This window comes from Zafaria sp. Z1313, from assembly GCF_050563205.1.
Lineage (GTDB): Bacteria > Actinomycetota > Actinomycetes > Actinomycetales > Micrococcaceae > JAZDCJ01.
In genome coordinates this window covers 96,662-110,686 of the sequence record NZ_JBNWUK010000008.1, presented here as the reverse complement: position 1 = coordinate 110,686, position 14,025 = coordinate 96,662, and the positions used below count along the sequence as shown (strand labels likewise).

Genomic DNA, 14,025 nt, shown 5'->3' with positions numbered 1-14,025 from the left:
AGTCATATAGGATCAAATGAGCAAGACTTCAGACTCAAACGAGTGTGATCCATTCCGAAACGGGGTCCCCACCATGTCCTCAACCCGGCCCTCCGACGCCGGCGGCACGCCGCCGGACCACCACCAGCTCCTCGCGGACATCGCGACGTCCTACTACCTGGAGAACGAATCCAAGGTCGAGATCGCCAAGGCCCACGGCATCTCCCGCTTCCAGGTGGCCCGCTACCTCGACGAGGCCCGCAGGGAGGGCGTCGTCACGATCACCATCAAGCGGCCCGTCCCCCACCCAGGGGACCTCGACGCCTTCGCGGCCGCCCTCGGCGTGGCCTCGATCGAGGTCGCCCGCGTTCCCGGAGCCGGCGAGGAGGCCCGGGACATGGTGGCCCGCGCGGCGGCCGGGCTCCTCGCCGACCTGGCCCGCAGCGGCAACACCATCGGCGTCTCCTGGTCCCGGACGCTGAACCTCATGGCGTCCCACCTGCCGGGCCTGCCGGGATGCGACATGGTCCAGCTGGCCGGCGACCTCACGGTCGGCAACGACGGCGGGTCCGGGCAGCTGCTGCACCGCCTCGGCGCGGTCGCGGGTGGCCGCACGTGGCCGCTTCCCGCCCCGCTGATCGTCGAATCGGCCCAGACGGCCGAGAGCCTGCGGCGCCAGCCGGAGGTCTCCGAGGCGCTGCGCCGGGCGGACCACCTGGACCTCGCCGTCGTCGCCCTCGGCACGTGGGCCGCGGGCCACTCGACGGTCTGGGCGCGGCTGACCGAGGACGAGCGGCGGACGGCGGCGGAGGCCGGCGCCGTGGCCGAGTGCTCGGGCCGCCTGCTCACGGAGGACGGGGAGCCGGTCGACGGCGGCGTCGACTCCCGCGTCATGGCGGTGAGCATCGCCCAGCTGCGCAAGACGCCGGCCGTGATCGCCGTGGCCACGGGCGCGACGGGCCTGCCCGGCGTGCTGGCCGCGGTCAAGGCGGGCATCGTCCGCCACCTCGTCGTCGACGCGGAGCTGGCCGGCGCGCTCGCGGCCCGCCTCGGCATCGAGGGCCCGGAGGCCCCGGGCGGCCCCGGGCAGGGGGCGGCCGTCGACACCGGCGGCCCGTCCGCCGCGGCAGGGGAGTCGAAGCGATGAGGGACGCCGTCGTCGGCATCGACTCCTCGACGCAGTCGTGCAAGGTCCTGGTCGTCGATCCGGCGACGGGCGAGGTCCTGCGCTCGGCAAGCACGGCCCACCCGGACGGGAGCAGGATCGATCCGCGGGTCTGGGTCACGGCCCTGCGGAAGGCCTGGGCGGAGGCGGCACCGGGCAGCACGGAGCGGATCGTCGGCGTCGGGCTCGCCGCCCAGCAGCACGGCATGGTGGCCCTCGACGCCCACGGCGAGCCGGTCCACGACGCGCTGCTGTGGAACGACACCCTGAGCGCCGAGGCCGCGCGCCGGATGGTCGCCGAGCGCGGGGGCCGGTTCTGGGCCGAGGCGGTCGGCAGCGTGCCGGTGGCCTCCTACACCCTGACCAAGCTCGCCTGGCTCGCGGAGCACCGCCCGGAGGACGCCGCCCGTACGGTGCGCGTCGTGCTGCCGCACGACTACCTGAACCACGCCCTGACCGGCGAGTACTTCACGGACCGCTCCGATGCGAGCGGCACCGCCTACTACAGCCCGCGCACGGGCTACCTCGAGGACGTGCTGCGCGAGTACTTCGGGCGCGTCCCGGAACTTCCCGAGGTCCTGGCACCGGACGGAGTGGGCGGGCGCCTGCTGCCGGAGTGGGGTGCCGGTCCCGCCCCGGTCTCGGCCGGGGCGGGCGACAACGCGGCGGCCGCGCTCGGCCTGGGGATGCGCCCGGGCGAGGTCGCGGTCTCGATCGGCACCTCGGGCACCGTGTTCCGCCCCGTGACGCAGATTCCGACGCCGGATGCGAGCGGCGCGGTCGCGGGCTTCGCCGACGCCGAGGGCGGCTATCTGCCCCTGATCGCGGTCATCAACGCGGCCCGCGTCATGACCTCGACGGCCGGGCTGCTGGGCGTGGGGCTGCCGGAGTTCGACGCGCTGGCCTCGTCCGGGGCGTCCGACGCCGGCGGCCTGCTGATGCTGCCGTATTTCGACGGGGAACGCACGCCCAACCTCCCGGACGCCACGGGGTCGCTCGTGGGCGTCAGCCGTTCCTCCTTCAGCCGCGAGAACATGGCCCGGGCCTCCGTCCTGGCGGTCCTGAATTCGCTCGCCGACGCGGCCGACGCGCTGTCGGCGGTGTCCGGGCCGGCGGAGCGGTATCTGCTGATCGGCGGCGGATCGAAGTCGCGCTCGCTCGGCGCGGCCGCGCCGGAGCTCTTCGGGGCGCCGGTCGATGTCCCGGTGGCCGGCGAATACGTGGCCCTGGGCGCCGCCCGGCAGGCGGCCTGGGCGGCGTCCGGGGAGCTCCCGGCGTGGGAGCGGCGGATGGCGGCCAGCTACGAGCCGTCCGCACGGGAGGCAGGAACCGCCTCGGAGTCCTGGGGCGCGGCCGTCAGGCGGAACTACGCACAGGAACGCCGGAGGCTCTACGGCTCCTAAACCACACCGACCCCCCAGGACCCCGCGCACTTTTACCTTCAAGCAAACGCGAAGGCCCTGGTCAGAAGCTTTGGGCGGATCGAAAGCCGCGCAGGAGCGGCGAAAGGTGCGCTGGATTGGCTGCACCCGGAGCACGCACACGTGAAGCGTGCGCGGGATCGGCGGGCCTCCGGTTACCCCGCCGCGCGTCAGCCCGCGATCCCGGCCCATCCGCTGGCGCGCAGCCGCTCGATCAGCTCGCGCACGCCGGACTCCCTGAGCACGGCCAGCGCGGCGAGGTAGTGCCGTGTGAAGCCCTCGTGGTCCGCGAGGTCGCCGAACAACTCCGGGTCCCGCACGAACGCGAGGGGATCCCGGTCCTGCTCCGCGGCCGCGGCCATGACGCGGTCCCGCAGCCGGTCCACGACCTGGATCGGCGCTCCGGCCTCGTCCACGCCCTCGGCGTAGCGCGCCCAGGTGGCCACCACGGCGGCGCTGAGGGCCACGGACCCGCCGTCGGACAGGTTCTGCCGGATCACCGGCACGAGCCAGGTCGGGATCCGGTCCGAGGACTCGGCGCACAACCGCGCGAGCGTGTCCCGCACCTGCCGGTTCCCGAAGCGCTCCAGGAGCTTGGCCTGGTAGGCGGCCAGGTCGATCCCCGGCACGGGGCGCAGCGTCGGCGCGCCCTCGCGCGACATGTAGGCGGCCAGGAACTCCCTCAGGAGCGGGTCCTCGATGACCTCGTGGGCGTAGCGGTGCCCGGCGAGGTAGCCCGAGTAGGCCATGGCCTGGTGGCTCGCGTTGAGCAGGCGCAGCTTCATGAGCTCGTAAGGCTCGACGTCGTCGACGAGCTGCACGCCGGCCGCGTCCCACTCCGGCCGGCCGGCCGGGAAGCGGTCCTCGAGCACCCATTGCAGGTAGTCCTCCGAGACCACGGGCCAGCGGTCACCGATCCCGTGCTCCTCGGCGAGCGCCTCCCGGTCCGCGTCGGTGGTGACGGGCGTGATCCGGTCCACCATCGAGTTGGGGAACGCGACCTCGCGGGCGATCCACTCCCCCAGCGCGGCGTCCTTGAGCCGGGCGAACGCCGTGAAGACCTTCTGCGCCAAGTGCCCGTTGCCCTGGATGTTGTCGCAGCTCATGACCGTGAACGGCGCGGTCCCGGCCTCGCGGCGCCGGCGCAGCGCCTCGGTGATGTAGCCGAACGTCGTGGACGGCACGGCGCCCTCGGCGAGGTCCGCGGCGACCGCCGGGGCGTGGGCGTTGAACTCCCCCGTGGCCGGGTTGTAGTTGTAGCCGCCCTCGGTGACGGTGAGGGAGACGATCCGCACGGCGGGGTCGGCGAGCTGGGCCAGGACGGCCTCCGGGTCGTCGGGGGCGTAGAGGTAGCGGGCGATCGCGCCGACGACGCGGGCCGCGTGCGTGCCGTCCGGCGCCTTCTCGATCAGCGTGAAGAGGTTGTCCTGGGCGGCGAGGGCGTCCCGCATGGCCGCGTCGTGCGGCATGAGGCCCACGCCGCAAATCGCCCAGTCGAGCGCCCGCCCGGCGTTCATGAGCCGGTCGACGTAGAGCGCCTGGTGCGCGCGGTGGAACCCCCCGACCCCGAAGTGGACGATTCCGACGCGGCGTTCGGCGAGCCCGTAGGCGGGGACGGCGACGTCCTGTGGCAGGGCCGTCAGGGTCTCGGCATTCAGCTGGATCATGGGGGTTCCGCCCTTCGCGCGTCGTGGCTTTGCCCGAGCATATCATTTGAGCGCGTGACGTGGCTCATATGAGCAGAAGAATTTCCGGGCAGTACGACGGCGGGGCGCCGCCCCTCCCGTGGGAAGAGGCGGCGCCCCGCCGCCCCCGCGGGGGCGTCCGGCGTCGTCCGGAGAAGGGTCAGGCCCACTCGGCCAGATCGGCCACCGGGTCCCGGTCCCACGGGGTCGGCAGGACGCCGCCCAGGTACTCCTCGAACCAGGCGCGGACCTCCTCCGACTGGTACGCGTCCTTGAGCGCCTTGCCCTTCTCCGTCTCCACGAAGCCCGGCTTGGCCGCCACGAGGCAGATGTACGGCAGCGCGTCGGCGTCCTCCTCGAACGCGAGCGCATCGTCCGGCGTCAGCCCGAGCTCGGCGCCGAGCCGCACGAAGAGGAACCCGGCGTCCACGTCCGGCAGCGTCTTGGACAGCGACTGCTGGTCCACCTCGACGAAGCTGAACTTCCGCGGGTTCTCCAGGATGTCCTTCTGCGAGAGGTGGATGACGCTCTTGTCCGCGGTGACCTTGAGCAGCCCGGCCTTGTCCAGCAGCGCCAGGGCGCGCCCGTTGTTGGCGGGATCGACGGGCAGCGCGATCTTGGCGCCCTCCGGCAGCTCCTCGAGCGAACCGTGGCGGGCCGAGTAGATGCCGCCCGGCGAGCCGTACTCGTAGAACGCCGGCTCGAGGTCCAGGTTGTTGTCCTTGTTGAACTGCTGCAGGTAGGCGCCGTGCTGGAAGTAGTTGGCGTCGAACTCGCCGTTGGCCACGGCGATGTTCGGCTGCACGATGTCCGTGACGTACGTGGCCTGGACCGTCCAGCCCTGCTCCTCGAGGATCTTCTGGGCGATCTTCGTGGGCTCCTGGTAGGGCGCGGACTCGGTGACGATGAGCTTGATGGTCTTCTCGTCGGCGGCGCCGGCGCCGGTCAGGCCGCAGCCCGTGAGGGCGCCGAGGCCGGCGATCGTGCCGAGGCCCAGGGCCCCGTTGAGGAAGGTGCGGCGGTTCATGGTGGTTCTCCTGTGGTGCGTTGCGGGTGGTTCGGGGTGCTGTTGAAAGGGGGTACGACGCCGGGGCCCGGCTTCCGGCCTAGCTCCGGCCGGGTGCCGCGGCGGATCCCGACGTGGCGTCGCCGATGGCGTTCAGGCCCTGCGGCAGGGTGCCGTTGACGAAGTAGTCGCCGACCGCGCGGGCCCGGAAGGCCGCGGGGTTGTGGGTCGCGACGGTCTGGGCGTTGCGCCAGTGGCGGTCCAGGCCCTTGGACGTGCTCGTCGCGGAGGCCCCGGTGGCTGCGAAGAGCTGCTGGGCCGCGGCGAGCGCGAGCTCGGGGACCGATACCTGGGCCTGTTCGACGGCGAGCTCGGCGAGGTGCCCCTCGCGCGTCGCCGCGGGCAGCCAGGGCGCACCGGGGGCGGCCGGCGGGGCCCCGGCGTCGGACCCGGCTCCATCGCCGGACGCAGCGCGGGCGACGGCGGCGTCGACGGAGGCGACCGCCTCGTCGAGCGCGCGCGCCGCGGCGACGACCGTGGCCTCGGCCGTGAACGCCTTGGCGGCGATCCCGCCGACGACCTCCTGGATCAGCGGATCCTCGCGGAACGGCAGCCCCGAGCCCGTGTTGAACGTGCGGGCGCGCGAGGCAACGACCGCCGCGGCGTCGTCGCGGGCCGCGCGGGCGATCCCGGCCAGGACGGCGAGGAGCACGAGCTGGAAGAACGCGGCCTCGTGCACGGCCTCGGCGGTCCCGACCACGCGGTCCAGGACGTCGGCCGGATCCACCGCGACCGAGCTGAAGACGGCCGTCCCGGTCCCGGTCAGGCGCTGCCCGAAGCCGTCCCAGTCGTCCTCGATCCGGACGCCCTCTGCGGCGACCGGGACGACGGCGAAGCGGCGGCCCGCGCTCCCGGCGACCTGGGCGGAGACGCGCGTGTAGTCGGAGAAGATCGTCCCGGTCGAGTAGTACTTGGTGCCGTCCAGCCGCCACGCGCCGTCCGCGCGGCTCAACGTGGTGTTGAGCGTGCCGAGCGCGTTGCCCCCGCGCTCGGTCGACGCGTTGCCGACCGTCTCGCCGGCGACGGCGCGGGCATACCAGCGGCGGCGGACCCCGGGCTCCTGCCAGCGCAGGGACTCGATGAAGCCGAAGTGGGAACGGTAGAGGTGGGCGACGTTGGAATCGGCCGCCGCGAGGTCGATCAGCAGGCGCGCGAACGTCTCGATCGACGCGCCCCGGCCTCCGTGACCTTCCGGCACGAGGAGCGCGCCGAAGCCCGCGGCGTCCAGCAGGCGGACGGGCTCGAAGGGCAGCTCGCGGTCCAGGTCCCGCTGCCTGGCGCCCTCGGCGATCCGGGAAAAGAGCGGGGCGAACTCCACGTGGAGCGCGGCGTAGCCGGCCGGCGCGGGGTTCCGCGCCGGGACGGCGGTCGGGGCGCCGACACCCTGCGGGGAGTTCGCGGCGGAGGATCCCGTGGCAGAGGCCCCGGTGGTGGCGTGGGTCGTCATGACACGTCCTTTCAGGCGGTGGCGGGTTCGGCCTGCTCGGCGGCGGCCGAATGGGCGGTGAAGGCTCCGCGGTAGCGGGCGGCCGGATGGTTCTCCTCGAGCCGGGCGCCGCGGCCGAAGACCTTCTCGCGGAGCGTGCCGGGCGCATACTCCGCCTGGGCCAGTCCGCGGCGGCGCAGCTCCGGCAGGACGCCCTCGATGAAGCGCGTGTAGGAGCCCGGAAGGATCTGGTTGATGATGTTGATCCCGTCCACGCCGGCGTCCTGCCAGCGCTCGAGCTCGTCGACGATCCTCTCGGGGGTGCCGGCGATCTGCATCGACTCGGCGCGGTAGCGGGCCAGGTCGGCGATGGTCGGGTTGCCGCCCGGCACCGAGGCGCGCGCGGCCTCCAGGACGCCGCGTCCGCCCTCCGTCTCGACGTCCCCGAGCGGGGTGTCCAGGGGGATCCCGCCGAGGTCGATCCCCAGTCCGCCGCCGATGTGCGCGACGATTGCGTCGAGATCCAGGTGCTCGTTGTACTCGGCACGGACCCGCTCCACCTCGGCTTCGGTGCTGCCGACCACGAAAGACAGGCCCGCGAAGACCTTCACGTCCTCCGGCGCCCGGCCGGACTCGACCGCGAGGCGGCGCACCGCCGTCGTCTTCTTCTCGACGTGCTCCGGGTTGGGCGCGAAGAGGAAGGTGGCCTCCGCGTTCGCCGCGGCGAAGCGGGACCCGCGGGGCGAGCTGCCGGCCTGGAACAGGAACGGTGTGCGCTGCGGGCTCGGCGAGGCCAGGTGCGGGCCGTCCACGGCGTAGCGCGCCCCGCGGTGGTAGACCTTGCTGACGCCGGACGGGTCGGCGAAGACCCCGGCGGCCTTGTCCGCGCGGAACGCGTCGTCGGACCAGGAGCCCTCCCAGAGCTTGTAGGCGGCGTCGACGTATTCCTCCGCCCAGTCGTAGCGGTCCTCGTGGGCCGTCAGGCCGTCGGCCCCGAAGTTCCGGTGCGCGTTCTCCAGGACGCTCGTGACGATGTTCCAGGCCACGCGCCCACCGCTGAGATGGTCCAGGGTGCTCAGCTGGCGGGCGAGCTGGAACGGATCGGACTGGATGACCGAGCTCGTCACCGCCAAGCCGATGTGCTCCGTCGCACCGGCGAGCGCGGACGCGAGGACCAGCGGATCGTTGGAGGGGACCTGCAGCCCGCGGCGGACGTGGGAGGCCCACCCGCCTTCATGGTCGCCGTAGAGTCCGACGACGTCGGCGAAGAAGAGCGCGTCGAACCGCGCGGCCTCGAGCTCCCGGGCCAGGTCCTTCCACAGCGACAGCTCGTTGTAGCGGTGCTGCTGCGCCTCGGGGTGGCGCCACTGTCCACCGAGGATGTGGCTGGGGGTGTTCATGAGGAAGGCGCTGAGCAGCAGCCGGGGGCGGCGGGACGGTGCGGTCATGTCTCTCCTGGGTGGGGGCGGGGGGCGCGGGCGTGCCGGGCGGCGTGCCGGTGCGGGGCTAGAGGCGCTTGTCGAGCCGGCGGCCCAGCCGGGTCCCGGCGATCTGCACGAGCTGGACGAGGGCGATCATGAGGATGATCGCCAGGAACATCACGCCTGTCTCGTAGCGGTAGTAGCCGTAGCGGATCGCGAAGTCGCCGATCCCTCCTCCGCCGACGAGCCCGGCCATCGCCGAGTAGCTGATGAAGCTGACCGTCATGATGGTGACGGAGCCGATGAGCGCGGGCTTGGCCTCCACGAGCAGGACGTCGCGGACGATCTGCCCGCGCGTGGCGCCCATCGCCCGCGCGGCCTCGACGACGCCCGTGCCCAGGTGGGTGAGGTTCTGCTCCACGAAACGGGCGAAGTACGGGATCGCGTTGATCGTCAGGGGGACGATCACCGCCGCCGTGCCGATCGTGGTGCCGACGATGAAGCGGGTGACCGGGATGATCGCGATGAGCAGGATGAGGAACGGGAAGGAGCGCATGGTGTTCACGAGCCCGTCGACGATCCGGTGCAGGCGCGGCCGGGGCTTGAGCCCGTGGGGGGACATCGAGTAGAGCCAGATCCCCAGCGGGGTGCCGAAGAGGACGGCGAGGGGGATCGAGACGAGCAGCATGGCGAACGTCTGGCCCATCGCGACGCCGATCTCGGGCAGGAGCTCGACGATGCGGGAGAGGTCGATCCCGGTGGTGTTGGCCGTCGCGGCGGCGAGGACGGGGCTAGGCATGGGAGAGCTCCTCGGTGGCGTTCGGTCCGGCGGCGCGCTGCGCAGCATTCCCGCGCGGGGCGCGGTCCAGCTGGATGTCGTCGGAGATCAGGTAGCGGCCGATCGCGGTGGCCGGCTCGAAGCCGGGCCGCTCCAGCTCGGCCAGGTCGAAGCGCTCCACGAGCCGCCCGTCCTCCATCACCGCGACGTTGTCCGCGATGGCCTTGATGACGTTCATCTCGTGGGTGACGATCACGGTGGTGATGCCGAGCTGCGCGTTGATGTCGGAGAGGTACTGCAGCACGGAGGCGGTGGTGCGGGGGTCGACGGCGGAGGTCGGCTCGTCGCAGAGCAGCACCTTCGGCTCGGTGGCCAGGGCGCGGGCGATCGCGACGCGCTGCTTCTGGCCGCCGGAGAGCCGGGCCGGGTAGGAGCCCGCCTTGTCGGCGATGTCCACGATCGCGAGGGCCTCCTGGGCGCGGCGCGTGCGCTCCTTCTTGCCCACTCCGGCGAACTTCAGGCCCAGCTCCACGTTCTGCAGGGCGGTGCGGTTGTTCAGCAGGTTGAAGTGCTGGAAGATCATGCCGATCTGGTGCCGTGCGCGGCGCAGCTCCTCGTCCCCCAGCGCGGTCAGTTCCGTCCCGTCGACGACGACCCGACCGGAGGTGGGCCGTTCGAGCAGGTTGATGTTGCGCAGCAGCGTGGACTTGCCGGCGCCGGAGAAGCCGATGATCCCCTGGATGGATCCTCGGGGGATCTCGAGGGAGACGCGGTCGACGGCGGTGAAGTCGGCGTCGCCGGTCGTGAAGACCGTGGAGACGTCGTGGAGGCTGATCATCGGGTGCTCCTTGACTGATCGGGGGACGCCGCGGCGGGCGCGAGGCGGTACCTGGCTCCCCGGTGGGTGTCCTTGAGGCGGTCGCCGGCACCGAAGAGCTTGTTGCGCAACGTGCCGGGGGCGTATTCGGTGGGGTAGGCGCCGCGGGCCTGCAGCTCGGGCACCACGAACTCGACGACGTCCTCGAAGCTGCCGGGCGTGATCGCGTAGGCGAGGTTGAAGCCGTCGACGTCGGTCTCGTCGACCCAGGAGATCAGCTCCTCGGCCACCGAGGCCCCGGAGCCGACGATCCGCGGACCCATGCCGCCGATCCCGGCGAACGCCGCGAGGTCGCGGACCGTCCACGCGCTGCCGTCGTCCTTGCGCGCCTGCTGGAAGTTCGCGACGGCGGACTGGATCGCGTTCGACTCCACGTCCCCGATCGGGGAATCCAGCTCGTAGCGGGACAAATCGATCCCGAGCCAGCCGGAGAGCAGGACGAGGGCCCCCTCGTCGGAGGCGTAGGACTGGTACTCGTCGTGCTTGGCCCGGGCCTCGGCGTCCGTGGCGGCGGTGATGACGGTGAGCATCGTGTAGATCCGCACGTCGTGGCGGTCCCTGCCCGCGGCCTCGACGGCGTCGCGGATGCGGGCCACGGAGGCGCGCAGCAGCTCCTTGGTGGGCGCCCCCACGAAGACGGCCTCGGCGTTTCCGGCCGCGAACCCGATGCCCCGCGGGGAGGCCCCGGCCTGGTAGACGACGGGGACGCGCTGCGGGCTCGGCTCGGTGATCGCGATGCCCGGGACCTTGAAGAAGCGGCCCTCGTGCCGGATCGGATGGACCTTGGAGGGATCCGTGAAGACGCCCGCCGCGCGGTCGCGGACCACGGCGTCGTCCTCCCACGAGCCCTCGAGCAGCTTGTAGACGACCTCGAGGTACTCGTCCGCGTGGTCGTAGCGGGCATCGTGCTCGAGCTGGTCCTCCTGGCCCATGTTGCGCGCGGCCGAGGGCAGGTAGCCGGTGACGACGTTCCATCCCACGCGGCCGCCCGTGAGGTGGTCCAGTGTCGCGAGCCGGCGGGAGAACGGGTACGGGTGCTCGTAGGCGGTGCCCGCGGTGACGCCGAAGCCGAGGTGCTCGGTGACGAGGGCCATCGCGGAGACCAGCAGGAACGGGTCGTTGACGGGGACCTGCGTGCCCTGCCGCAGCGCCGCCTCGTCCGAGGCCCCGTAGACGTCGTAGGTGCCCAGGACGTCCGCGATGAACACACCGTCGAAGAGGCCCTTCTCCAGGGTCTTGGCGAGGTCTGCCCAGTAGCGCAGGGTGTTGTACTCGGCCGAGCGGTCCTGCGGGTGGCGCCACAGGCCCGGGGACTGGTGGCCCACGCAGTTCATGTCGAAGGCGTTGAAGCGGACGTGTCGGCGTTGCGGAATGCTCATGGGGTCCTCCTGGACGGGTCCGTCCCGGCGGTGCCGGACGGGACGGGTTCTGCGGACGGGGGCGCCGACGGGGCGGCGCGGAGGGCCGCGGGCGGCGCTGACGGTGGCATGCGGCGTCCTACGCGTAGCGGACCGGGACGTCGCCGACGGACTCGAACCACGCCGGCGCGGTGCCGTTGACCTCGTAGTCCCCGACGATGCGGGCCTTGTAGATGGCGGGATTGTGGGTGGCGATGGTCCGGGCGTTGCGCCAGTGCCGGTCCAGGTTGCAGCCGGCGGCCGTCGAGGACGCGCCGAGCCCGTCGAAGAGCTTGGACGCCGAGGACAGGACGATCGGCTGGACCACGGTCTGGGCCCGATCCGCGACGAGCTCGCAGACCGCGAAGCGCTCCTCGGGGCGCAGCCCCGGATCGGCGAGGACGGCCTCGACCTCCTGGACGGCGGCGACGACGACGGAGTCCACGGCGAAAGCGTTCGCCGAGATCTCCCCGATCACCTGCAGGACCTGCGGCTCCCGCCGCGGCGGCACGCCCGTCCCCGTGCTGAACGCGCGCGTGCGGGCCTGCACGGCCGAGCGGGCGTCGGCGAGCGCGGCGCGGCAGATGCCGGCCTGGACGGCGAGCAGGACCAGCTGGAACACGGCGGACTCGGGGTGGGCGGCCAGGTCCTCGGGGCCGAGCAGGGTGTCGACGGGGACGTCCTCGAAGTGGGTCGAGCCGGTGCCCGTGAGCTGCTGGCCGAAGCCGTCCCAGTCGTCGAAGATCTTCACGCCCGAGTGCTGGGTCGAGACGATCCCGACGTGCCGCCCCTCCGCGGACGGATGCGAGGCGGCGACGGCGACCCAGTCGGCGAAGATCGTTCCGGTGCAGTAGTACTTCTTCCCGCTGATCCGCAGCCGCCCCTCGCCGGCCTCGGCGAAGACGGTGTTGTGCCCGCCGAGGGGGTTGCCGCCGCGCTCGGTGTAGGCGTTGCCGACGAGCTGGCCGGCCGTGAAGCGCGCGAACCAGCGCTCCCTCACGGCCTCGTCGGGATGCTTCAGGACGAGCTCGGTGAAGCCGATGTGCGCGCGCAGCAGGTGCGCGACCTGGGAGTCGGCCTCCGCGAGCTCGATCAGCAGGCGGAACGTGTCCGTCAGCGAGGCCCCGTGGCCGCCGTGCTCCCGCGGGACGCGCAAGGCGCCGAAGCGGGCCCGGTTGAGCCAGCCCACCTGCTCGAATGGCAGGATGCGCTGGGCGTCCCGCTGGGCGGCTCCCGCGGCGATCTCCGCGAACACGGGGCGGAACTGCGCCGCGAGCTCCTCGTAGGCCTCCCCCACGGGGACGCCCGGCGTGAGCTTGAGCAGGTGGCGCGGTTGCGGCGCGGATTCGTCGACGGGCAGGCCCTCGGCGACGTGGACGGTGTCGAAGGCGTCGGTGGTCCCGGGCAAAGAAGTCATGGCGATCTCCATCGGTCCTGGCGGTAGCACCTTCCTCCCGTTCCCGGGAAGGGGTTGCTGCGGCGTCACGGAGCCAGATCTCTCGGCCGCTCTGGATGGTTTGTTGCGTCCATTCTGGACACGATCGCGGCCCGGACGCGAACGCGACGGCCTCCGGACCGGCCCGCCCGGGGCGCCGAGCACGGCGAACGGATCGAACATCAGGGCGGGGAAACCGCCAAACAACGCGGATTCTTCACCGACCGACCTCCTCGGACGGACCCCGCGAAACAATTCGCAACGAAGACGCCATTCTTTGCCGCGCCGCCGTCATGTGACGTTCACTGGAAGGGCAACCATCCAGAGCGGCCGAGAGATCTGGCTCGACGACGCCGCAGCAACCACCCCGACCGGGACCGGTGCTACCGCCAGGACCGATGGAGATGATCATGACCGCTGCACCCGCCCCCACGACCGCCGGGCCCGCACGCCTTGTGGCGCCGGAGTCCCCGGGCCCGACCGGACGCCCCGGGACGCCTCGGACCGCCGCCGGGGCCGCGCTGCCCGTCGCCTTCGAGGCCCTCACCCGCTCGTTCGGCTCCGGCGACTCCGCGCGCACGGTCCTGGCCGGCATCGACTTCGAGGTCGCCGCGGGCGAGGTCCTGGCGATCCTCGGCCCCTCCGGCTGCGGCAAGTCGACCCTGCTGCGCGCCGTCGCCGGGCTCGACGCTCCCACCTCCGGGCGCGTGGCGATCGGCACGGAGCCGGTCAACGGCCTCGACGAGCGCACCGCCGTCGCCTTCCAGGAACCCCGGCTCCTGCCGTGGCAGTCGGTCCGCGCCAACGTCGAGCTCGGGCTGCCGCGCGGCACGTCGAAGGCGGAGGCCGCCCAGCGCGTCGACGAACTGCTCGAGCTCGTCGAGCTCGGACCCTACGCCGGCCACCGTCCGCGCGAGATCTCCGGGGGCATGGCGCAGCGCACCTCGCTGGCCCGCGCGCTCGCCCGCCGCCCCGGCGTCCTGCTCCTCGACGAGCCGTTCGGCGCCCTCGACGCCCTGACCCGGCTCAAGATGCAGGACCTGCTCCTGGACATCCACCGCGCCCACCCGGCCACCGTCCTGCTCGTCACCCACGACGTCGACGAGGCCCTCCAGCTGGCCGACCGGATCCTGGTGCTCGGCCCCACCGGGAGCGGCCAGGGAGCGGGAATCGCCCAGGTCCTCGAGGTCCCCGGCGAGCGCCCGCGGGACCGCGCCTCGGCCGAGCTCGCCGCGCTGCGCTCCTCCCTCCTGGAGACGCTCGGCGTCGACCCGCACCGCCGCTGAACCACACCCGCACGACTTCCGGCCCCGCGCCGCGCCCGAGCCGGGCGGCCCCGGGAAGCCGGGCCCCGGCGTCGTTCCCTGGACGCCGC

General features: G+C 72.7%; 11 protein-coding genes and 2 riboswitches. Of the genes, 3 read left to right on the top strand and 8 right to left on the bottom strand.

The annotated features are described in order from the left end of the window. The first annotated feature begins 73 nt into the window (after positions 1 to 73). Complete coding sequence (locus ACQ3I4_RS09975) at positions 74 to 1,126, top strand: sugar-binding transcriptional regulator (RefSeq protein ID WP_430633470.1); 1,053 nt, start codon at positions 74 to 76, stop codon at positions 1,124 to 1,126. Then, positions 1,123 to 2,547 carry a xylulokinase gene (gene xylB / locus ACQ3I4_RS09970; protein WP_430633469.1) on the top strand — a complete coding sequence of 475 codons (1,425 nt, stop codon included), beginning with the start codon at positions 1,123 to 1,125 and terminating at the stop codon, positions 2,545 to 2,547. Before ACQ3I4_RS09975 ends, xylB begins: the two co-directional genes overlap by 4 nt. Before the next feature lie 188 nt (positions 2,548 to 2,735). Here xylB and ACQ3I4_RS09965 read toward each other — a convergent pair whose 3' ends face one another. The 8 genes from ACQ3I4_RS09965 to ACQ3I4_RS09930 form a co-directional block, all read right to left on the bottom strand. After that, positions 2,736 to 4,232, bottom strand: coding sequence for a mannitol dehydrogenase family protein (locus ACQ3I4_RS09965; protein WP_430633468.1), 1,497 nt, complete (start codon positions 4,230 to 4,232; stop codon positions 2,736 to 2,738). A gap of 178 nt (positions 4,233 to 4,410) precedes the next feature. Continuing rightward, a complete protein-coding gene (locus ACQ3I4_RS09960; protein ID WP_329862249.1) occupies positions 4,411 to 5,277 on the bottom strand; it encodes a MetQ/NlpA family ABC transporter substrate-binding protein in 867 nt (288 codons plus the stop codon). 79 nt (positions 5,278 to 5,356) lie between these two features. Beyond that, a complete protein-coding gene (locus ACQ3I4_RS09955; protein WP_430633467.1) occupies positions 5,357 to 6,763 on the bottom strand; it encodes an acyl-CoA dehydrogenase family protein in 1,407 nt (468 codons plus the stop codon). An 11-nt stretch (positions 6,764 to 6,774) separates the two neighbouring features. Then, positions 6,775 to 8,190 (bottom strand): NtaA/DmoA family FMN-dependent monooxygenase, encoded by a 1,416-nt coding sequence (locus ACQ3I4_RS09950; protein WP_329862251.1) that lies wholly within the window; start codon positions 8,188 to 8,190, stop codon positions 6,775 to 6,777. A gap of 58 nt (positions 8,191 to 8,248) precedes the next feature. Next, entirely contained in the window at positions 8,249 to 8,962 is a 714-nt protein-coding gene (locus ACQ3I4_RS09945) for a methionine ABC transporter permease (RefSeq protein WP_329862252.1), read from the bottom strand. Beyond that, entirely contained in the window at positions 8,955 to 9,779 is an 825-nt protein-coding gene (locus tag ACQ3I4_RS09940) for a methionine ABC transporter ATP-binding protein (RefSeq protein ID WP_430633466.1), read from the bottom strand. The genes ACQ3I4_RS09945 and ACQ3I4_RS09940 overlap by 8 nt, the downstream gene beginning before the upstream one ends. Beyond that, the gene (locus ACQ3I4_RS09935) at positions 9,776 to 11,197 is read right to left on the bottom strand and encodes an LLM class flavin-dependent oxidoreductase (protein WP_329862254.1); all 1,422 of its coding nucleotides are present in this window, start codon (positions 11,195 to 11,197) and stop codon (positions 9,776 to 9,778) included. The genes ACQ3I4_RS09940 and ACQ3I4_RS09935 overlap by 4 nt, the downstream gene beginning before the upstream one ends. Before the next feature lie 118 nt (positions 11,198 to 11,315). Continuing rightward, a complete protein-coding gene (locus tag ACQ3I4_RS09930; RefSeq protein WP_329862255.1) occupies positions 11,316 to 12,632 on the bottom strand; it encodes an acyl-CoA dehydrogenase family protein in 1,317 nt (438 codons plus the stop codon). Between the two features lie 5 nt (positions 12,633 to 12,637). Continuing rightward, positions 12,638 to 12,734, bottom strand: a riboswitch (SAM riboswitch). Between the two features lie 230 nt (positions 12,735 to 12,964). Then, positions 12,965 to 13,055: riboswitch (SAM riboswitch) on the top strand. Between the two features lie 5 nt (positions 13,056 to 13,060). Between ACQ3I4_RS09930 and ACQ3I4_RS09925 the strand changes: the two genes are divergently transcribed. Continuing rightward, a complete protein-coding gene (locus ACQ3I4_RS09925) occupies positions 13,061 to 13,936 on the top strand; it encodes an ABC transporter ATP-binding protein (protein WP_329862256.1) in 876 nt (291 codons plus the stop codon). Positions 13,937 to 14,025 lie beyond the last annotated feature (89 nt).